This is a genomic window from Vibrio salinus, from assembly GCF_021272385.1.
GTDB classification, from domain to species: Bacteria; Pseudomonadota; Gammaproteobacteria; order Enterobacterales; family Vibrionaceae; genus Vibrio; species Vibrio salinus.
Genome location: NZ_JAJSDZ010000010.1, coordinates 1,497,975 through 1,518,778, shown reverse-complemented (window position 1 = coordinate 1,518,778; position 20,804 = coordinate 1,497,975). Strand labels below are relative to the sequence as shown.

The 20,804-nt window shown below is 43.9% G+C and carries 20 protein-coding genes and 1 pseudogene; 8 read left to right on the top strand and 13 right to left on the bottom strand.

Translation table 11 applies throughout. From position 1 onward, the window contains the following. Nucleotides 1–8: 8 nt before the first annotated feature. From LRQ06_RS20435 to LRQ06_RS20420, 4 genes are all read left to right on the top strand, one after another. Complete coding sequence (locus tag LRQ06_RS20435) at nt 9–482, top strand: GNAT family N-acetyltransferase (RefSeq protein WP_232768877.1); 474 nt, start codon at nt 9–11, stop codon at nt 480–482. A gap of 544 nt (nt 483–1,026) precedes the next feature. Continuing rightward, nucleotides 1,027–2,661, top strand: a complete 1,635-nt coding sequence (locus LRQ06_RS20430) for an FMN-binding glutamate synthase family protein (protein WP_232768876.1) — start codon at nt 1,027–1,029, stop codon at nt 2,659–2,661. 339 nt (nt 2,662–3,000) lie between these two features. Beyond that, entirely contained in the window at nt 3,001–3,822 is an 822-nt protein-coding gene (locus LRQ06_RS20425) for a hypothetical protein (protein WP_232768875.1), read from the top strand. 81 nt (nt 3,823–3,903) lie between these two features. Continuing rightward, a complete protein-coding gene (locus LRQ06_RS20420; protein ID WP_232768874.1) occupies nt 3,904–4,740 on the top strand; it encodes a TIGR02391 family protein in 837 nt (278 codons plus the stop codon). 22 nt (nt 4,741–4,762) lie between these two features. Here the strand turns inward: LRQ06_RS20420 and LRQ06_RS20415 are convergent. After that, a pseudogene (locus LRQ06_RS20415) lies at nt 4,763–5,070 on the bottom strand (transposase); the annotation flags it as partial. 44 nt (nt 5,071–5,114) lie between these two features. Here LRQ06_RS20415 and LRQ06_RS20410 point away from each other — a divergent pair. Next, a complete protein-coding gene (locus LRQ06_RS20410; RefSeq protein ID WP_232768873.1) occupies nt 5,115–5,558 on the top strand; it encodes a hypothetical protein in 444 nt (147 codons plus the stop codon). Between the two features lie 410 nt (nt 5,559–5,968). On the opposite strand, the gene LRQ06_RS20405 is transcribed toward LRQ06_RS20410, so the two are convergent. Both LRQ06_RS20405 and LRQ06_RS20400 read right to left on the bottom strand, forming a co-directional pair. After that, the gene (locus LRQ06_RS20405; RefSeq protein WP_232768872.1) at nt 5,969–6,589 is read right to left on the bottom strand and encodes a DsbA family protein; all 621 of its coding nucleotides are present in this window, start codon (nt 6,587–6,589) and stop codon (nt 5,969–5,971) included. A 254-nt stretch (nt 6,590–6,843) separates the two neighbouring features. Then, nucleotides 6,844–7,746, bottom strand: a complete 903-nt coding sequence (locus LRQ06_RS20400; protein ID WP_232768871.1) for a LysR family transcriptional regulator — start codon at nt 7,744–7,746, stop codon at nt 6,844–6,846. 104 nt (nt 7,747–7,850) lie between these two features. On the opposite strand from LRQ06_RS20400, the gene LRQ06_RS20395 reads away from it, so the two are divergent. Both LRQ06_RS20395 and LRQ06_RS20390 read left to right on the top strand, forming a co-directional pair. After that, a complete protein-coding gene (locus LRQ06_RS20395) occupies nt 7,851–8,645 on the top strand; it encodes a TSUP family transporter (protein WP_232768870.1) in 795 nt (264 codons plus the stop codon). A 122-nt stretch (nt 8,646–8,767) separates the two neighbouring features. After that, complete coding sequence (locus tag LRQ06_RS20390) at nt 8,768–9,133, top strand: VOC family protein (RefSeq protein WP_232768869.1); 366 nt, start codon at nt 8,768–8,770, stop codon at nt 9,131–9,133. Nucleotides 9,134–9,150: 17 nt separating this feature from the next. Here LRQ06_RS20390 and LRQ06_RS20385 read toward each other — a convergent pair whose 3' ends face one another. The 8 genes from LRQ06_RS20385 to bioB all read right to left on the bottom strand — a co-directional run bounded on the left by LRQ06_RS20385 (nt 9,151) and on the right by bioB (nt 16,643). Continuing rightward, nucleotides 9,151–10,059 carry a LysR family transcriptional regulator gene (locus LRQ06_RS20385; RefSeq protein ID WP_232768868.1) on the bottom strand — a complete coding sequence of 303 codons (909 nt, stop codon included), beginning with the start codon at nt 10,057–10,059 and terminating at the stop codon, nt 9,151–9,153. A 21-nt stretch (nt 10,060–10,080) separates the two neighbouring features. Continuing rightward, the gene (locus LRQ06_RS20380) at nt 10,081–11,253 is read right to left on the bottom strand and encodes a M20 aminoacylase family protein (protein WP_232768867.1); all 1,173 of its coding nucleotides are present in this window, start codon (nt 11,251–11,253) and stop codon (nt 10,081–10,083) included. Between the two features lie 55 nt (nt 11,254–11,308). Then, nucleotides 11,309–11,779 (bottom strand): hypothetical protein, encoded by a 471-nt coding sequence (locus tag LRQ06_RS20375; protein WP_232768866.1) that lies wholly within the window; start codon nt 11,777–11,779, stop codon nt 11,309–11,311. Continuing rightward, nucleotides 11,772–12,608, bottom strand: coding sequence for a DUF3100 domain-containing protein (locus LRQ06_RS20370; protein WP_232768865.1), 837 nt, complete (start codon nt 12,606–12,608; stop codon nt 11,772–11,774). Before LRQ06_RS20370 ends, LRQ06_RS20375 begins: the two co-directional genes overlap by 8 nt. 368 nt (nt 12,609–12,976) lie before the next feature. Further along, the gene (bioD, locus tag LRQ06_RS20365; RefSeq protein WP_232768864.1) at nt 12,977–13,660 is read right to left on the bottom strand and encodes a dethiobiotin synthase; all 684 of its coding nucleotides are present in this window, start codon (nt 13,658–13,660) and stop codon (nt 12,977–12,979) included. After that, a complete protein-coding gene (bioC, locus tag LRQ06_RS20360) occupies nt 13,657–14,451 on the bottom strand; it encodes a malonyl-ACP O-methyltransferase BioC (protein WP_232768863.1) in 795 nt (264 codons plus the stop codon). Before bioC ends, bioD begins: the two co-directional genes overlap by 4 nt. After that, nucleotides 14,429–15,604: an 8-amino-7-oxononanoate synthase gene (locus tag LRQ06_RS20355; RefSeq protein ID WP_232769027.1), complete on the bottom strand. Its 1,176-nt coding sequence runs from the start codon at nt 15,602–15,604 to the stop codon at nt 14,429–14,431. The genes bioC and LRQ06_RS20355 overlap by 23 nt, the downstream gene beginning before the upstream one ends. Then, nucleotides 15,591–16,643, bottom strand: coding sequence for a biotin synthase BioB (gene bioB / locus LRQ06_RS20350; RefSeq protein ID WP_232768862.1), 1,053 nt, complete (start codon nt 16,641–16,643; stop codon nt 15,591–15,593). The genes LRQ06_RS20355 and bioB overlap by 14 nt, the downstream gene beginning before the upstream one ends. 269 nt (nt 16,644–16,912) lie before the next feature. Here bioB and bioA point away from each other — a divergent pair, with 269 nt between their 5' ends. Continuing rightward, nucleotides 16,913–18,190: an adenosylmethionine--8-amino-7-oxononanoate transaminase gene (gene bioA / locus LRQ06_RS20345; protein ID WP_232769026.1), complete on the top strand. Its 1,278-nt coding sequence runs from the start codon at nt 16,913–16,915 to the stop codon at nt 18,188–18,190. A gap of 66 nt (nt 18,191–18,256) precedes the next feature. On the opposite strand, the gene cobA is transcribed toward bioA, so the two are convergent. After that, nucleotides 18,257–19,120 carry a uroporphyrinogen-III C-methyltransferase gene (gene cobA, locus LRQ06_RS20340; protein WP_373054849.1) on the bottom strand — a complete coding sequence of 288 codons (864 nt, stop codon included), beginning with the start codon at nt 19,118–19,120 and terminating at the stop codon, nt 18,257–18,259. A gap of 320 nt (nt 19,121–19,440) precedes the next feature. Then, entirely contained in the window at nt 19,441–20,748 is a 1,308-nt protein-coding gene (gene serS / locus LRQ06_RS20335; protein ID WP_232768861.1) for a serine--tRNA ligase, read from the bottom strand. Nucleotides 20,749–20,804: the final 56 nt, after the last annotated feature.

Sequence of the window (20,804 nt, the reverse complement as noted above, 5' to 3'; positions counted from 1 at the left end):
GTATTAACATGAAAATAAGACCAGCAACCATCAACGACGTTAACGCGATATTAGGGTTCATCAAAGAGCTGGCCGAATATGAGAAAGCGTCACACTGTGTAAAAGCATCCGAAAAAGAAATAGCAGACAGCCTGTTTAGTGAAAAGGCATCGGCCAAAGCGCTGATATGTGAAATCAATAATGAACCGGTTGGTTATGCGGTCTATTTTTATAATTACTCGACATGGCTGGGAAAAAACGGTCTGTATCTGGAAGACCTGTATGTCACCCCTTCGCACCGGGGAACCGGCGCCGGTAAGTTGTTAATGAAAACACTGGCATCAATCGCCGTCAAAAATGACTGCGGCCGTTTTGAGTGGTCAGTATTGCACTGGAACCAGCCAGCCATTGATTTTTACCAGCATATCGGTGCAGAAGAACAGGGAGAATGGCGGATATACCGACTGACCGGAGAAGCACTTAACCGGTTTGCTGCTGACTGAGCGCCTACGGTATCACTCACTGACAGGTAGCCATCAGAAAGAGCCACCGGTGGCTACCGGCCATTTACCTCATCGGTAAAAAATTTTATGCATTTCTGCCTACATGAATTTATTGCATTCAAATTTAATTGCATATTATCAAATTTATTTTAAAATGGCATATGACAATTAAAAAATAGGAGAATTGTAATGTCATTCAAACAGGCATATCTTTATTTTTTCTCATGGGCAGCATTACTGGGATTAGGCGCTCCATTTATGATTCTGTATCTTGCCGCTTCCCGGTAGTCAAAACATAACCTTGTCTTTTAATAAACGAGAATGGCTGGATGATGGCCTGAACAGGACCAGTACAAAATCGAAGGGAAATATAGCCGGTGCTTAATCGCTATCGGTAGAATAATCTCTGAAAATACCAGCCATATCTCATTCCTGCCTTCTAAATATGCCATCGGGCGAGCCCCACAGCGAACTTTGCTTTATCTTTATTGTCTGCACCTAAACAATAAAAAAGAAGTAAAGCAGCATTCACTGAGGAGCGTTTATGACAATAATGCAAAAAGTATTCTGGTTGATTGCCAGTGCCGGAAATATTGCGTCACTATACTGCTATGCGGTTTTTGGCAACCTGCTCTCATTATTTTTCCTGATTTTCACTCTCTTATATACACTGATCGGCATTTACGACTTAACCATCAGCAAACACAGCCTGAATAAGCTTTATCCGGTTGTCGCATACATCCGCTACATCCTTGAGTCGTTCAGGGTGGAAATTCAGCAATACTTCATTGCGAACAATACGGAAGAACGCCCTTTTAACCGTGAGCAGCGTTCCTTGGTTTATCAGAGATCTAAAAACGTACGCGACACCATTGCGTTTGGTACACAGCAGGATTTAATGGCTGAAAATTATCTCAGCCTGTGGCATTCGATGGCGCCGCAAACGGTCAGAAAAGACATCCGGATTCGTATCGGCGGAAAAGAATGCACCCAACCTTATGATGCATCGTTTCTTAATATTTCTGCCATGAGTTTTGGTGCTCTCAGTTCCAATGCCATTGAAGCGCTGAATTTAGGGGCAAAAAAAGCAGGTTGTTACCACAATACCGGCGAAGGTGGTATGAGTGATTACCACTTAAAACATGGTGGAGATCTGGTCTGGCAAATCGGTTCGGGCCTGTTTGGCTGCCGGACTCCCGAAGGCAGTTTTGACGAAGATGCCTTTAAAGCCATCGCCACACGTCCACAGGTCAGAATGATTGAAATTAAACTGAGTCAGGGAGCCAAACCCAGCCATGGAGGTGTCCTTCCTCAGGTTAAAATCACCCCTGAAATTGCAGCTATCCGGGGAATTCCCATGGACAGAGACTGTGTTTCGCCGGCCATTCATCCAGAATGCACCACACCGGTTGCCCTGCTTGGTTTTGTTCGCCGGTTGCGTACCTTAAGTGGCGGAAAGCCGGTAGGATTTAAGTTGTGCGTCGGCAATCCGGCTGATTTTCTCGGTATTTGTAAAGCCATGCTGGAGACCGGTATTCTTCCGGATTTTATTACCGTAGACGGCGCCGAAGGTGGTACAGGAGCAGCACCGGTTGAGTTTACCAACCGGCTTGGCATGACCTGTCTGGAAGGATTATATTTTGTCCACAATGCTCTGATCGGAATTGGTGTCAGAGATTCCATCCGGTTGATTGCATCCGGAAAAACCGCTTCCAGTTTTGATCTGCTGACCAAAATTGCGGTTGGAGCCAACGCTGTCAACGCTGCCCGAACCATGATGTTTGCTCTGGGCTGTCTGCAATCCCGCCACTGCAATACCAACGAATGCCCGACAGGCATTGCTACTCAGGATCCGGTCCGTGCAAAAGCCATTAACGTGCCATTAAAAAGTGAGCGGGTAAAAAACTTCCATCACAATACCCTGCACAGTTTTTACGAACTGGTCGGAAGCTTAGGGCTGGATGATCCGGAGAAGCTGACGTTATCGATGTTGAAGAACCGGACAACGGATGGTCAGTTAATTTCGCTTGGGCAACATTTCCGTCCGCTGGAACCGGGCGCTTTGCTGAAAAATCAGGCGCCGAATGAAGCATGGAACCTTTGGTGGCAGTCCTGCTCTGCCGGGCAATTTCACACCGAAGAGCAGATTATCTATCAGGCTCCGGTTACCCTGACCTGATTATGTCATCGTTAAATTATGGCTATTCAATATGTATTTTGACCAAATTTATCTAATACATTAATATGTCACTAGTTGATTATTGTCTGTGATTTTTTCTCGTTCAGACAACATCGTGAATTAAGTTCACTACATATGATTATTAGATGAATTTTTTACTAATGTGACATATTCGGCTTTTTCTTATGGTAAGAACCCAAGAAATTATATATTTATCTTATTTTTCATTGCCTTGATGTAAGAACATAAGAATTAATTAGCGAACTATACGGAATTTTTGAGGAAAACTATAAAGAATTTTTCCGTATATTAAATTGTTAGGGTCACAAGGAAATATCGATGAGTGAAGAAGATAACGAAGATAAGAAATTACCTGAGAGTGGAAAGGTAGCTAAAATTTCACGCGGCGCCCTTCAAGCAGTTGGTGGGGCTGTGCCGTTCGCGGGTGGTGTTTTTTCTGCAATCGCTGGCGCTTGGTCTGAGGGTGAGCAGGATAAAGTTAATCGTTTCTTTGAAGACTGGGTTCGCATGCTACAAGATGAACTCAAAGAAAAAGAAGAAACAATAATTGAAATTATGGCTCGACTTGATTTGCAAGACGAAGCTATATCAGAGCGAATATCAAGTCTTGAATATCAATCATTGGTTAAGAAAACATTCCGTGAATGGTCTGGTGCTGAAAGTGAAGATAAACGTGTGTATATCCGCAATATATTATCAAATGCAGCCGCATCAAAGGTATCAAGCGATGATGTAATTCGTATGTATATCGATTGGATCAACCAATATTCAGAAATGCATTTTCAGGTTATAGGGGCAATCTATAATTCTGACGGAATAACACGCGGTGAAATCTGGCGAAAAATTGGTAAGGGGCCTGTTCGAGAAGATTCTGCTGATGCCGATTTATATAAGTTATTAATCAGAGACTTAAGCACTGGCGGGATTATTCGTCAGCATCGGGAAGTTGACAGGTTTGGAAATTTCATTCAGAAACCAACGCAAAGAAGACCCAAAGGAAGCGGCCCCAAACCGCCAGTTTCTGCTTTTGATGAAAACGAAGGGTATGACTTAACTGGCCTTGGGCAACAGTTTGTTCATTACGCCATGTCAGAACTACCATTAAAAATAGAATTCCAGCAAGATGAAGAGCAACCCTAACAAGGCGCTGCTACGGAAAATTTACTCGCTGGAGCTCCTAAATTTCCGCAGAGCACGGCGTTATATTTTTATTGGAGTTTTATGGCACGATTAGAGAAATTAGACTTCGGAACTATTGAGTCTATTTGTAAAATACTTGGCGATACGGAGCGTGGGTTTACTGGCTCTGAAATTGCAAAGTTGTTGTACGAAGCCAAAATTGAGGATATAGACGCCTTAAATACTAAATGGAAGCGTTTAAATTCAGCACTTGCAAATAGACAAGATCAGGACGGTTGTGCAAATCCTGTACTTCACTTTATACAACTAGCGATGTCTCCATCGAAACATTACAACAACTTAGAATGGTTTAATGATACTCGCTTTAAGTTGAATCAAGTATTGAGTTTTGCTGGGTACTTACTAGGCGAGAACGGTAAAGTTTCTAGTTCTTCAAAAGCCTCTACGATCAGTGAAGCAGCAGCTAGAGCAAGCAAGTTGAAAGAGCATTTGGTATCTAGAAATGTTCACCCCGACGTTTTGTATTACTGTCGTGAAGAGCTGCTTGTGGACAATTATTTCCATGCTGTTTTTGAAGCGACAAAAAGTGTAGCTGATAAAATAAGGAACAAAACTGGGTTAACTTCAGATGGAGCTAATTTAGTAAACGAAGCGTTTGCATTCAAAAATGCTCCTCATATACCCCATTTAGCCTTAAACACTCTTCAAACAGAAAGTGAAAAAAGTGAGCAGAAAGGTTTTGTAAACTTGTTAGTTGGTTTGTTTGGTACATTCCGAAACACTACGGCTCATTCTCCCAAGATTACTTGGAAAATTGACGAGCTTGATGCGTTGGATATTTTGTCAATGGTGTCTCTGGTTCATCGTCGCTTAGACAAAGCTACGGAAGCAAAAAAGATGTACGAAAACAAAATATAACAAACGAGTATGGTGTCAATAATTAAATTTTCGCCATATTCTCATCCCACATACGACCGCCTCTTAGCTTTGAATTTAGTATCACAACCATCTTTCTAACGCAGGCAATAATAGCTACTTTTTTGGGTTTCCCTGCACCAAGTAATCGTTGATAAGTGTTCTTAAAAACAGGGAGGGTTACAATTGCATTGCAGACATCATTGCCATATACAGGATTGTACGCACCAGAGCGCGTCCACCTTGGATAATTCGTTTGCCTTTATAACGACCACTTTCTCTGTTCATTGGAACAACAACTATCAGGGAAGCGGCTTGTTTATTGTTAATATAACGTTTTAGTGCCCATTCGGACGGTTATAAGTTTTAGGAATGACATGTACAAAATAAAACAAAGTGTGATTAATAAGCGGAAAAGAAGCCCCTATTTTACAGCATTGTATGTAACCGGTTTTGCTATTGTGTGCTATCTACTAACACAAGGCGAAGAATTCGACTGGATTGGCTTTTCTTTTGTTTTCGGTTTAACGGGTATTCTTTCTGTCGGTGCAAATCTAGTTGGGTCAAAACGCTTTATTAAATACGCGTTAAACCATGCAATAATTGTGACAAACGAAGGATTAAAGATAAAAAATCCAGATACATACAGTATTTTGCCTTGGGAGAACGTGACTCAGGTGAAACAAAAGCTGAAATCCGGTCAAGTATCAAAACTTTCACTACGTACTTCTGAAAGTTCTATTGATTTAACCAACTACGAACAACTGGATAAATTGGTATTGGAACTCAAGCAGTTCATAAAACCGGAAGTGTGGAAGTAAACTCCTAGGGTCTGTTGACCTTTGATGGTTGATTTTTGTTCACTCTGAACGGGTTTTGATCGCGGCGCAGGGCATGTAGCTTAGTCATTCTAAGCAAATGACCTGCAACAAAGAGCAAAGCCAGTTCAGATGAACCCTTCGGGCAGCGTTTGATGGTGATTTATTCAGCGTTGGGTCATGACTCATGTAGATGACTACACTTCACATGCCCCGCCTTGCCTAAATCACCATCAACTCGCTGCAAAAACCATCACCAAAGATCAACAGACCCTAGCAATACAACCGACTAAGGTTTCAATATATTTTCCTACTCTGACAGAAACATTTTAGAGCAATAAACTACCGATGCTGAAAAACCGGACAACGGATGGGGGTAGCTGATAAGGCTAAAAAATTTAACACAGGCAGTGTTAAATTAAACTTTCCAAAAAAGTTTGCCATTGTTCTCCCCGGCCATAATACTCCGTATGAGGCAGTCTGATCAGTTGTCCTTTGTCCTCAAGGAAAAGTGTCGGATAACCCTGCACCTGTAATTGCATCATCAGTTGATGACTATGATTAATTACTGCGTCTTCCGGGTTTTCCTCTGTTTGCATTTTTTCCCGCCATAACATTTTGTCTAGCCCCGAATGAACTGCGAGCTCTTCCAAAGTTGACTGTTCATTGACTGGTTTTCCGTCAATATAATGAGCTTTTTGTATCGCCTTTAACATAATAAACGGCTCCAACCCTAAAGATTCTCCAACCAGAATTGCCCGGGTTGGAAGGTAGGAATCCAGGATCAGATCATCATTACCGGTTACACGTTCGACATAGGATTGTCCAAATTGCGCCCCGGTAAGTTGACTGATGCGTCTGTCACTATCCAGAATATGCTGGCGAAACGATGGCTCAATCGCTTTTTCAGGGAGCATTCCGCCTGGGTGCAGGATGAGTTTAAACTTATTATTATCTGCGATTGTTTCCAGTAAAGGAGTGGCACCATAACACCACCCGCACATTGGATCATAAAAGTAGTGAACAGTGACCATTTATCTCTCCCATATGAATTTTAGCACCAATACTTAAAGCGGCAGGAAACCTGAAGATGGTAGATTGCTTGCCGTTATTTCTGAGTGGAAGCCTGCCGATCTCATTATATATACCCTATACTCCCCCAGAAAGCATTTGTCTCCTGCTGTCAGAGCATTAATTGATTATAATTCTGACCGCTGGTTCAGGACAAAAACAGATCCTGACGGATCTGGTTCCTAACCTTGAAATAGTCATAGAGTAAATACCCTTGTCATAACCGATCCGGCAAACGCTGCCGGACAAAATCGAGGAAAGCCGACACTTTCCTCGATCGGTTAAAACGCTCCGAAGACAATAACGCCACAATGTCGGCTTCCGCTAACTGGTATTCCGGCAATACTCTGACCAGCCTGCCCGTTTCCAGTTCTTCTTTCACATCCCATTCTGAACGTTGAATAATACCCTGACCATCACGGCTCCAGTTTTTGGTCACCCGGCTGACATTACTCGATAAAACCGGGTTCACTCTGACGCTGGTTACCTCATGAGTCTCTGTGTGCGTTAAACGCCACATAGTGGCATCCTCGTCATTTTCTCTTAACGCAATGCAGCGGTGATGTTCTAAATCGCCAGGAGAACGCAATGGCGGAGCCGACTGAAGATACTGCGGAGAAGCCAGTAATAAACGCCGGTTTTTCGATAACACAATCCGTTTCAGTGCGGAATCCTGTAAGTAGCCAATGTAAAACAAAATATCAGGGCTGTTATGTACCGACCACTTAGGGTTATCCGACAGATTCAGCTCGATGGTAGTATTCGGGTACAGGCGCTGAAATTCAGCCGCTAAAGGACCAATGTGTTTTTCTCCGAATCCGAGAGAGGAAACCAACCGGATTTCTCCGGAAATCGTTAACGTTTTTCCGGAAACGTCTTCCGTCAGGTGTTCCAGCTCCTGCAATAACTGTTGACCTTTACCGGCCAGTACCTCACCTTCCGCCGTTAATGAAATTAACCGGGCACTTCTGTCGACCAGTTTCACACCCAGCTTACGTTCAATATTCTGCAGACGTTGTGAAACACTGGGAGGCGTAACATTTAATTTCCGGGCGGCCGCAGCCAGCGAACGGCTACCGGCAATGGTAGTGAAAAACTCAAGATCCTGTGACGATATCATTAAGTTTACCCTTAATGATTGAATAAGCATTCGTTAATTTAACTACATGTTGTTCAATGATACAAATAATAGCGTTCAGTACAGTTCAAAAAATAAGGAGCACTATGGAAAGCGCAGTCATTCTTCACATCACGGATTGGGTTTACGTTTTTTTATTTGGTATTGCCATCATTGCCGGTATTGTTGACGCCATCGCAGGCGGTGGTGGATTGATCACCGTTCCTGCCCTTCTGCTAACCGGTCTTCCCCCGATGTCCGTTCTGGGGACAAACCGGCTTCAGGCTGTCATTGGTGAGCTGACGACCTCTTTTATGTACATATCCAGCCGGCAACTTCCAGTAAAAGGCATCATTTCAGGTTTAATATGCACATCAACCGGAGCTGTCTGCGGTGCACTGGCCGTCAGCCTGATTGATAAGGAAGCTCTGGAAACCCTGCTTCCGGTATTAATGGTTGCTATTACCCTGTATTCCGTTCTGTCCGGAAAACTCAAAGCAACCGAAGCCTCCGAACCCAAAATAAGTACCACGCATTTTATGATGCTGTGTGGCCTGCTTATCGGTTTTTATAACGGTTTTTTCGGACCGGGAACCGGTTCTTTCTGGATGCTGGCCTTTGTTACTTTACTCGGCTATACCATCAAACAGGCCACCATGGCAACCAAGCCGCTGAACCTGACCGGCAACTTTATTTCCCTGATCCTGTTTGTTTTTCTGGGTCAGGTTGATTACCAGTTAGGGCTGATAATGGGTATCGGGCAAATTATCGGCTCGGTGATCGGAAGCCGGTTTGTGCTTTCCTATGGCACCCGTCTTGTCCGTCCGGTTTTTATTACGGTCACTCTGATCATGACAACCAAACTCATTTATGAACATGTACCTGTCGGTTGGTTTATATAACCAACATAACTCAACAAAGGCATAAGCACATCTACGGAGCACACTACTGACAAAAACTGTCATTACCAAACCGTATAGTGTCCTCCGTTATCAGGTTATACCATTATTTCACAGGAGTGTTTATGATTCAGTTTGATTCCATCGTTCTTTATGTTGACAACATTGAAACCAGCAAAGCGTTTTACGAAGACATCTTTGACTGTCAATGCACCGTTTTATCGCCAACCTTCGTCTCTTTTTCCTTACCTTCAGGTATAAACATGGCACTAAAACAACGCTGCCACGTTTCACTGGAAGCAGATATAACAGGAGGAGGAATGGAGATCTCTTTCACTACCGAAAATACCGACAGCCTTCATCAGTTATATAAAGTCTGGGAAAAGAAAGGGGTAACGTTTTTGCAAACACCAACCAAATTAGTCTTTGGACTGACCATTGTTGCCTCAGACCCGGACGGACACCGGATCCGGATTTTTACTGATAAATAACCCGTCCACTGAGTGAATCAGCTATTGGCATTGAAGGCATCCATGCAGTTGATAATGTAGTCTTTCATCTTTTTGATCGGTGCGCTCCGGACACGACCTTTGCGCAAAATCAAATCTAAAGACGTATCAAGCGTGTACATGCCTTCAATATCGATAGCCACAAGCGATTGGTTTTCCAGCTCTTTCGTGACACAGACCTTGGGCAGTAGGGTTCCGCCTAACCCGGCTTCGACATAATTCTTCAATGCCTCAAATGAATTACATATCAGTAAATCGTTCAGACGGATTTCCTGACGGGCTTCGTATAGATTGGTTGCCTGCCGGATGCTGAACGACTCATTCAATAATGCCAAAGGAATCTCGGATAATTCGGAAGGCGAGCATATGTCCAGTTGCGCCCATTTGCTGTCTCTGGGAACCAACAGGCTCAGTTCCTGAAACGAGCAGGAATAGAGAACATCAATTTTGGGGTCCTGTGGGGCATTCAGTAACAGCCCGATATCCGACTCCTCGTTTTTGATGCTTTCAACCACATCATCCCCGCCGCCAACATTCAGAACCAGCTTTACGCCGGGATGATTACGGGAAAAGCCGGTAATCGCATTATTGACGAGATCCGGGATAAACCCACCCCCGGTTGATATGCGGAGTGTGCCGGATTTCAAATGTTCAATCTCAGACAACTCCGAGATAAGATCATTTTTTCTCTGGTTAATATCCTGAATGTACTCCGCCAGGCGAATACCGGCTTCCGTCAGATTGACTCCGCGGCCAAGGCGATCCATCAGACGGGTATTAAGCTGATCTTCAAGCTGGGAAACTTTCCGGCTGATCGCCGAAGGTGATACGTGCAGAATCTCCGAGGCCGCACGAATACTACCCGTTTTTGCCACAACTTCAAAATATCTTAATGCCCTGTCGTCCATGTTTTCCTTACCGGAGCCGGGTTATTCTGAGAGTAACTGTTCTACCATCCGGATCCAGAAATTCGCACCAATGGGTAAAACATCGTCGTTAAAATCGTAATTTGCACTGTGCAGATCATGCGAATGTACCTGACTTCCGTTTCCAAGCCAGATGTATGCGCCCGGACATTTTTCGAGCATAAAGGCAAAATCTTCTCCGCCCATACTCGCCGGCGGGTTCAGATGAACCTGCTCAATTTCCGGCATCTTTTCCAAAACGGCATAACACTTTTTCGCAGCCTCCACTGTATTTATAGTAGCAGGGTAGCGCCGGGAATAAAGTATCTCGGCCTGACAACCCTGCGCAGCAGCAATACCGGTCACGACGTCTTTCATTCTGGATTCGATCAGATCACGGACGTCAGGAGAAAAAGAACGGGTCGTTCCCTTCAGAGTCACTTCTTCCGGAATAACATTATAGGTATAACCGCCATTTATCTGGGTAACACTAATGACACCCGACTTTTGCGGGTCCAGATTACGGCTGATGATTCCCTGAAGCGCACTGACAACCTGAGTCGCAGTATAAATAGGATCGGCGGTTTTATCCGGCATGGCACCATGTCCGCCAATACCTTTGATTGTGATATCAAAAGTGTCAAACGCCGCCATTACTGCCCCTTCATGGACACCGGCCTGCCCTGCCGGCAATCCGGGCCAGTTATGAAGACCGTAAACTTCTGACATCGGGAATTTTTCAAACAGACCATCTTCTATCATGGATCGGGCACCTGCTTCATTCTCTTCCGCCGGTTGAAAAATGAAGTGGACCGTTCCTTTAAAGTCCGGATTTTCAGCCAATACAACCGCGGCACCAAGCAGCATCGTTGTATGTCCGTCATGCCCACAGGCGTGCATTTTCCCCTGATGTTTCGAGCAATGAGCAAAAGTATTTTGCTCATCCAGATTCAGTGCATCCATATCGGCCCTTAACCCGATGGTTTTTCCGTCGCCTAGTCTGCCATGCAATGTTGCCACAATTCCGGTTTTACCCAGACCGCGGTACACATCCAGCCCAAGCGCTGTCAGTTTCTCTGCAATGATATCTGATGTTCTGAACTCTTCGTAAGCCGTTTCAGGATGTGCGTGGAGATCCCGTCTCCACGTCACAAGCTGGTGATGCTCTTCTGAATAAGGTTTAATGTATTCTGTCATAAACTTATATCTATTTTATCTGATTCATTAGCAACCCGATGTTCTCCGGGACCGTTTAAAGCAGTAAATCTGCAACAATGACGGAACCTAAATAAGTACCGGTAAAGACTAAAATCGCAATCAGAACAATTTTTCCACCAGCGGATTTAAAGGTTTTGACTTCCTGCTTAGTAATCGCTAAACCGGCATAAGCAAGTACCGGACTGACTAAACTTAAAAAATTAATCTCTTTGACGTGATTCAGTATGACCTCAGACACCGGTGATGCCGGAATCGTAAGCAGTACGCTGATCAAAGATAACCAGGCAACCGAAGGTAAATAAAATGGCATCACTTTCGCAAGCCAGAGGCCGGCCATCACCATCGCAAAAATAATAGCCATACCGGGAAGTGCCGATAATGGTGTAACGCCAGAACCAGTCCAGTTACTGATCAGAGCAATTGCACAGACAATGACTAAAACAATCGCATGATCAATCAGGTTAATATTCGAATTTACATTTTTTTCTGCTGCTGTATCAGACATTTAAATCACTCCCTTTTGTCACAGTTTCATTTCCTTTGCGGGTTAGCAGACCATACAATTTTTCAGTTAAAGGCAACGCAATAAACAATCCGACAAAAAGACCGGTCGCATTGGTCAACAGATTACTGGCACCGGCCAGAGCAAGAATTTCATCCTTCATTGCCGGGATTGATTCGCCTAATGACGCCGAACATGCCGCTGTCATACTGCCACTACCGACACCGCATGCCATTGCAAGTGCACGTGGGTCAAACCATCCGGTGGATGCAAGCAAAGAAGCTAAAATCGCAAAATACAGCGTTCCGAACATGGTTCCCATAACATAAACACCCATCACACCGATACCTTCCTGACTTTTCAGGCCATATTTGTCAGAAATAAGCGCAATGTTGGGTTCACGGGCAATGGAGAAACAAGCACCGATGGATTCCCGGCCCATTTTCAGTACTAATATCGCAACCGGCATCGCTATTAATATGGTTCCTAAGTTACCGGCTTCCTGCAGAATCATCGCCGGACCTATTTCTAAAATTTTATTCAGAGAAGGACCAATCAATGTTCCGAATTTTGCCAGAAAAGGGAAAACTGAAATAATAATAATCGGTGTGGCTTTCGCTGCCTTTTCAGGCGTTAAAATACATTTAGCTTTGCTGATAACATTCGGGTTTAAAAGTAAACCCATAATAAAGGCATAAAAAAGAGGGAGTAATACAACACTGCTGCTGCCAAGGGGGACTTTTATTATTCCGATCAACTCGGCAATGACCGAAATAATAATCACCACAAGGTGAAGTAGCCAGTTACCAGACTGGCCTTTTAGACTGCTCATCGCTAATTTCCTTTTAGTAATTAAATATTCCATAAAAATATGAAGCCTTTTGATTTAATCACAGAGGAAATAAGATAACTAATGCTATAAAGCCAACAAATTGTTCTAAAAAAAGCAACACAATATAAAATATTGTTGTTTCAGACAGATACCGGCAAGTTTTGAAAATATAACTACTAAATGAAAAGAAATTAGATGATTATGTAAATAATTGTATATTCTGCAACAGAAAAATAACGTAATTAATAAAGTACACGGGTAAATAATAAAAAAGACAGGATGATAATGTATCAGTCAGAAAAGAATTTAAGAATGGATTTACATAAAATAAATCAGAAGGCGCAAATTAACCTTCTGATTTTGAATTATTATGCAGACATAAGTGGTTCTACATTAATATATTTTCCAAGTTCACTACGCTTTGCGCTTGGCACATATGGAATTTCCCCGAGCTTAGGCGCATCAATTTCTTTTTCAAGCAGCTCAATAATTTCCGCGTAATGTTCGGTTCCCGGATTAATCCGGTTTGCAACCCAGCCAACAATATTCAACCCATCAGCGCGGATGGCTTCAGCGGTCAGTTTGGCATGGTTTAGACAACCTAATTGAATTCCGACAACAAGAACAACCGGTAACTGTTCTTTTTTAACCCAGCTTGATAGATAATTATCATCGGAAACCGGCACACGCCAGCCTCCAGCGCCTTCCACTAAGACGCTGTCGGCATTCGCTTTATGCTTTGCCAGTTTTTCGCTGAGGACATCAAATTCTATTGTGACATTTTCATGTTTTGCTGCAATATGAGGAGACGTAGGCAACAAAAGAGTATATGGATTTACATCATTATAATCTGCTTCACTGCTTGCCGCTTTCATCAGGTGTAGCGCATCGGAATTGCGGCGTCCTTCAGGTGTTTCTTCACACCCGGCCGCAATGGGTTTATATCCCAGAGTGCTTATACCTTTCGCAGATAAGGCCTGCAATATCGCTTTCGACGCAACGGTCTTACCGACATCAGTATCCGTACCCGCAATAAAAAATGCATTTATCATTGTCGTATTACCCCAATACACACTTGATAGGTTGCAGGTAATAATCCTGCAGAATTTTGAAAACGCTGGTATTCCCGCTCAACGGCACATAGCGCATTGCGACTTACCAGACCGTTATCCCGGTTATTGACATGGGTGGCCCCGATGCCTTTAAGGTCTTTCATTAATGCGATTGCTGATTCATACCAGACTGTAATTCTACGCAAGTCTAACTGATGGTTTTCTATATCAGATTGCGCTAACGCAAGTTTTACCCTTTTTAAACTTTTGAACACATTGACATGTTGATGCCGGTCAACTTGTGCCCATGACCAGCGCAGTTCGTCAAGCGATCCATCCAGCAGAGTTGAAAAATAAGCCGTACCGTCGGATTTCAAAACCCGTTTAATTTCTGTCATCGGACGGGATAAATCTTCACACCACTGGAGGGCAAGACTGGATGTCACATAATCAAATGTTCCGTCAGGAATGGGTAATTGCTCTGCATCAGCACATAAATAACTGACCTGCTGCGTTCCCAGCATCTTTTCTGCGACCTGAAGCATCCCCTCACTGATATCCACACAGGTAACGTGTGCTCCACGCTCAAGCAACGCTTTGGCAACATAGCCTGTACCGCATCCCAGATCCAGAATCCGTTTACCGGCAAGATTGTCCGGGATATTCGCCAGTAAAATATCCGCCACATCCCGCTGAAACTGAGCATGCCGGTCATAGCAGTGAGCCGCTTTGGAAAACGCATTAGCGATATATTCTTTATTTGTAGGCTTACTCGCAGTCGTGGGCAACATGAAGGTTCTCCAGCGTGTGTTCCAGACAGGAACATAATTTATCAACGTCCGTCACACTGTGTCCTGAGGTTAGCGTAACTCTTAGCCGCCCCTGTCCGGCTGGGACAGTCGGTGGCCGAATTCCGGTAATCCATATTCCCTGACGTCTGATCTGCTCAGCAACCGCAATGGTTTCATTTACTCCGCCAATCAGAATCGGCTTAATTGCCGTAACAGTTTCAACATAATGGGCACCGAACGGACTCATTCTTTTGTGAAACAGCGCCTGTAATTCAGCGAGTTTATCTCTGCGCCATTGCTGCTCTTTAATCATAAAAACAGCGTGATTTAAGGCGTAAGCCTGTGACGGAGGCATCGCCGTCGAATAAACATGATGGCGGGCAAACTGATTAATATAATCACCGACAGAATGGCTACACATAATGGCAGCGCCGGACAGGCCGAATGCTTTACCAAAAGTAACAACCAGAAGATCCGGCTTCACTCCGGCCAGATGGGTTGAACCTTTGCCCTGCTCACCTAAAACACCAATACCATGGGCATCATCAACAATCAAAATGGCTTTATTACCAATGGCCTGGTGCATTTCTCTGACAGAGGCCATGTCTCCGTCCATACTGAAAACACCTTCCGTGATAACTGCTGTAGGATGGTCTTCATCCCTGAGAAAGGATACCAAATGTTTTATATCGTTATGTCTAAACCGCTTCATCGTCGCCGGAGACAACATACCGGCTTCCATCAGTGATGCATGATTTAACTTATCCTGCAGCAACAAATCGCCTTTTTTAAACAACGATGTAATCAGAGCCTGATTCGCACTGAACCCTGAATTAAACAACACACACTCGTCATAATCCAGCCATTCACACAGAGATGTTTTTAACAACTCGTGGGGATAACTGTTTCCGACCACCATTGGCGATGATGAACTGCCCGCGCCAAACCGGTCCAGTCCCTGCTGCCATTTTCGGATCAATTCAGTGTCATTAGCCAGACCAAGATAATCATTACTGGAAAAATTGAGATAGTTCCGGTCACCGAAGCAAAGTTCTTTTGTATTTCCGTTGTCAATTTTCAGCACCCGGCGCTCCAAACCCAGTGCTTTACGCTCCTGTAAAGCACTGGTGATACGCTGATCAAAGAGATGCATCATAGAACAAATCGTCTTTTTGAGGACGCGATACCACGTTCTCAACAACACGATCCAGTAATTTGCTCTCTTCGATTTCATCCGGCTTTTGCGCCACATGCTGATGATTGATACCCAATTTATCAAAGAGAAGCATATCGGCATCTTCTGATGGGTTCGGGGTCGTCAGCAATTTGCAGCCATAGAAAATTGAGTTAGCGCCTGCCATAAAACATAACGCCTGCATCTGCTCATTCATATTTTCACGTCCGGCAGAAAGACGGACTGCCGATGCAGGCATCATGATTCTTGCCGCCGCAATAAGGCGTATAAAATCAAATGGCTCAACATCTTCAGCGTTTTCCAGAGGTGTTCCTTTCACTTTGACCAGCATATTAATAGGCACACTTTCGGGATGAACAGGCAGGTTCGCCAGTTCAGTTAAAAGACCGGCGCGGTCATTAGCATTCTCACCCATACCGATAATACCTCCGGAACAAATTTTCATTCCGGCGTCACGAATATGAGATAAGGTATCCAATCTGTCCTGATAAGTTCGCGTCGTAATTATTTTTCCGTAAAATTCAGGGGAGGTATCCAGATTATGGTTGTAATAATCCAGTCCGGCATCCGCCAGTTCCTGGGCCTGCTGCGCAGTTAACATACCAAGCGTCATACAGGTTTCCAGACCCTGCTCTTTCACTCCGGCAATGATCTGCTTGATATAAGGCATGTCCCGTTCTTTAGGGTTTTTCCATGCAGCCCCCATACAAAAACGGGTCGAACCGGCCGCTTTGGCTTTTTTCGCCGCATCGAGTACACGCTCAACTTCCATCAGACGTTCTTTTTCAACATCGGTACTGTAGTGTGCGCTTTGCGGGCAGTATTTACAGTCTTCAGGGCACGCCCCGGTTTTAATCGACAGCAGGGTACTAACCTGAACATAGTTATGAGGATGATGCTCCCGGTGAACTAACTGAGCCTCAAAAAGAAGGTCCATGAACGGTTTTTCCAATAGTTCCCGAACCTCTTTTACGGTCCAGTTATGACGAACTTCCACATGCAATCCTTAACGTATTTATTGTTATTGGCTACTAGTCTATTCGCTGCCCGCTTTATGTCAATACCATTTTATTTTTATGGTTTACATTTGGTTATTTATTAACCAAAAGCTATTCCTACAATTACTCTATTACGGCCATTTTTTACATTCAAAGCTCAATTTTATGTTAAAAATTACAAACAAAAACAGTTGATGAATATTTTCCTCGTTTTATGATGTAACCCTAAAAATAAATCAACAGGTTTACCATTGGTTAAATAATGAGCATAGACATTCAGTTTGATCGCCAGCATATCTGGCATCCTTATACCTCTACCATTAATCCTTTACCCTGCTACCCGGTTAGTCATGCTGACAATAATCACCTTTATCTTGAAACCGGTGAAAAGCTGATTGATGGTATGTCTTCGTGGTGGGCAGCCATACATGGCTATAATCATCCCGAACTGAACCATGCTGTAGAATCCCAGATTAAAAGTATGTCTCATGTTATGTTTGGCGGGTTAACGCATCAGCCAGCCGTTGAATTATGTAAACGGTTGGTAAAAATCACACCGCCATCACTGGAAAAAGTATTTCTGGCAGATTCCGGCTCTGTCTCGGTTGAAGTCGCCCTAAAAATGGCCTTGCAGTACTGGCATGCACTTGGAGAAGCCCGGTCAAAATTTATTACGGTTCGTCACGGATATCACGGAGATACCTTCGCCGCAATGTCAGTAACGGATCCGGACAACTCCATGCATAAACTTTATAAAGGTTTCTTACCTGAACATATTTTTGTCGATTCTCCGGTCACCGGATTCTGGCAGGAATGGCAGGAAAGTGATATGCAGGGTATGAAGCAATGCATTGAAGAGCATTCCCATAATGTTGCTGCGGTCATACTGGAGCCCATCGTTCAGGGCGCAGGAGGAATGCGAATTTACCATCCTGAATATCTGAGGCAATTAAGAACACTATGCAATCAACATAATTTACTGCTTATTGTCGACGAAATAGCCACTGGCTTTGGACGGACAGGAAAGCTTTTTGCCTGCGAACACGCAGATATTGAACCCGATATTATGTGCGTTGGGAAAGCCATTACCGGTGGATATATGACACTGGCTGCAACCCTTACTACAAAAAAAGTAGCAGATACTGTGTGTAGCGGTGAAGCCGGTTGTTTTATGCATGGTCCGACCTTTATGGGTAACCCGCTTGCCTGCCATGTCGCTACAAAAAGCCTCGATTTACTGACAAAAAATGACTGGCAAAGTAAGGTGGAAACCATTGAAGCTATCTTTAAAAAGCAACTTCCGTCTTTAATGAACCTGAAACATGTCAGCGATGTCCGCTATCTGGGCGCCATCGGAGTTATCGAAGTGGACCAGCCGGTCAATATGCCTGAAATACAGGCCTTTTTTGTCAAAAACGGCGTCTGGATCCGTCCGTTCGGCAAACTGATTTACATCATGCCACCTTATATCACCCCGGCCAGTGACATTGAATATTTGATACAGATGATAAGAGAAGCCGTCCAGATATCCGCTCACTTCCAATAACCGGATAACTTTATTAAATACACAGCCTTATTCATAATAAAATATGGCTGTGTGCTCCTGAAAAAGTTACATCATTCCCATCTGCTTTATTTCATTAAGTGAAGTCATCAATGCAGTACGTAATGTCACCACCTGCCCGATAATAATTAATGCCGGACTCAACCCGGCCAACTTAACAGCCATTGATTTCAGTTCATTCAATTGAAAAGTATGCACTTCCTGTTCTTTACTGCACCCCTTCCCAACAACGGCCACCGGGGTATTCAAAGATAATCCGGCTTCGTATAACCCGGACTGAATAGCATTGGCTTTTTCAAGTCCCATATAAAAAACTAACGTTTGTCCCGAATGAACCAGTCCGGCCCATGCTGGCATTGCGCCGGAAACGACATGTCCGGTGACAAACGTTACACTGCGGGACACTTTCCGGTGAGTCAACGGTATCAATGCACTGGCAGAACAGCCAATGGCCGCTGTTACCCCCGGAACAACCTCATACTGAATACCATTTTCGGCTAATAAGAGCGCTTCTTCCCCTCCACGGCCAAAAATAAAGGGGTCCCCCCCTTTTAGGCGAATCACATTTTTTCCACTTAGCGCCAGGTCAACCAATAACTGCGAGATGGTTTCCTGTTTCATACTTTGCCGACCACAGCGTTTGCCAGCATAAATCATATCGGCATCGGGATGACATAATGCCAGAATGTCTTTGCCGACAAGACGGTCAAACACAACGACTTCTGCATTTTCAATTAAACGAAGCGCTTTGACTGTCAACAGATCCGGATCTCCGGGTCCGGCACCAACAAGGCAGACTCTCCCTTTCTCGTCACTACGACCGGATAATCCGGAGGCGCTGACAGTAGAATCTTCATACATTCTATCGTGAGGAAGATAAGTCTCGTCAGAAAGGAAAGGCATATTTTTCATGTAACTAACCGGCGAACTCAAATTGAAACATCAGGAAATACCATACCCGACTGAGAAAAAGTCCTTATGTTACAGATCAAATTGTTGATATCTGCCAGACAAAAAAAGACCCAACCTGAAAGTTGAGTCTTTTACCCACCAACGTTGTTATTTGTATTCACATCCAATTACCTTTAATCATAGGGATACTAGCAAAAGACATACCAACGCAAATTATCCTGTAAATACAACAACCAAAGAATAAAAATAAAAAAAGGTTGCATGATATAAGTGCAAACTGCCCTATGTACATGCAACCTTTTCGCGTTATCCGCTGAAAATTAACCGATGTGAGTTAAACCATTCATGTATTTTCTCAATACTTCTGGAATTTCAACACGGCCATCTTCCTGCTGGAAGTTTTCAAGAATCGCAACCATTGTACGACCTACCGCAAGACCTGAACCATTCAGTGTATGAACCAACTCCGGTTTTTTCTCGCCTTTACGACGAAAACGGGTTTGCATACGTCTTGCCTGAAAATCCCACATGTTAGAGCAGGATGAAATTTCACGGTAAGTATTCTGTGCCGGAACCCAGACTTCCAAATCATAAGTTTTACATGAACCAAAGCCCATGTCACCGGTACACAGTACGACCTTACGATATGGCAGTTCCAATAACTGAAGCACTTTTTCAGCATGTCCGGTCAACTCTTCAAGAGCGGCCATCGACTCTTCAGGTTTTGTAATCTGAACCAGTTCAACCTTGTCAAACTGGTGCATACGAATCAATCCACGCGTATCACGACCATACGATCCGGCTTCTGAACGGAAACAAGGGGTATGTGCTGTCATTTTCAGCGGTAATGCATCGTCTTCCAGAATTTCACCACGAACAATATTGGTCAGCGGTACTTCAGCCGTCGGAATCAATGAAAGCTTACGGGGCTCTTCATCATCCACTTTCTCAACAAGAGGTTCGGTATGGTAAAGGTCTTTGCCAAATTTTGGTAACTGACCAGTACCATACAAACTGTCTGAGTTAACCAGATAAGGAACATACGTTTCACAGTAACCATGTTGTTCGGTGTGAAGGTCCAGCATAAACTGTGCAATTGCACGGTGTAAACGTGCAAACTGACCTTTCATAACAACGAAGCGGGCACCAGTCAGTTTTGTTGCGCTGGCAAAATCCAGACCATCGCCCATTTCGCCCAAATCAACATGATCTTTCACTTCAAATGAGTACTGCTTAGGCTCACCCCAACGGCTGACTTCAACGTTGTCATTTTCATCTTTGCCGTCAGGCACTGAATCGTCCGGAAGATTAGGAACCGTCAGTGCGATCTCTTCAATTTTAGTCAGGACTTCCGTTAGTTCGACTTTTTTCGCGTCAAGATCACTACCTAATGTGCCAATTTGTTTCTTAATTTCTTCGGCGCCTTCTTTATCACCTGCCGCCATTTTCTGGCCAATTTGTTTGGAGATCGAATTACGTGTGGATTGTAAATTTTCAACTTCGACCTGAATCGATTTACGTTGCTCTTCAAGTTGACGAATTGCATCCACGTCCAGGCTAAAGCCCCGACGCGCCAGTTTTGCAGCGGTTTCATCCAGTTCTGCACGAAGTAATTTAGAATCCAGCATTGCTAATCCTATGCTTTTAATATGTGAATATGAGAGTTTTGAGATGAAATATCACC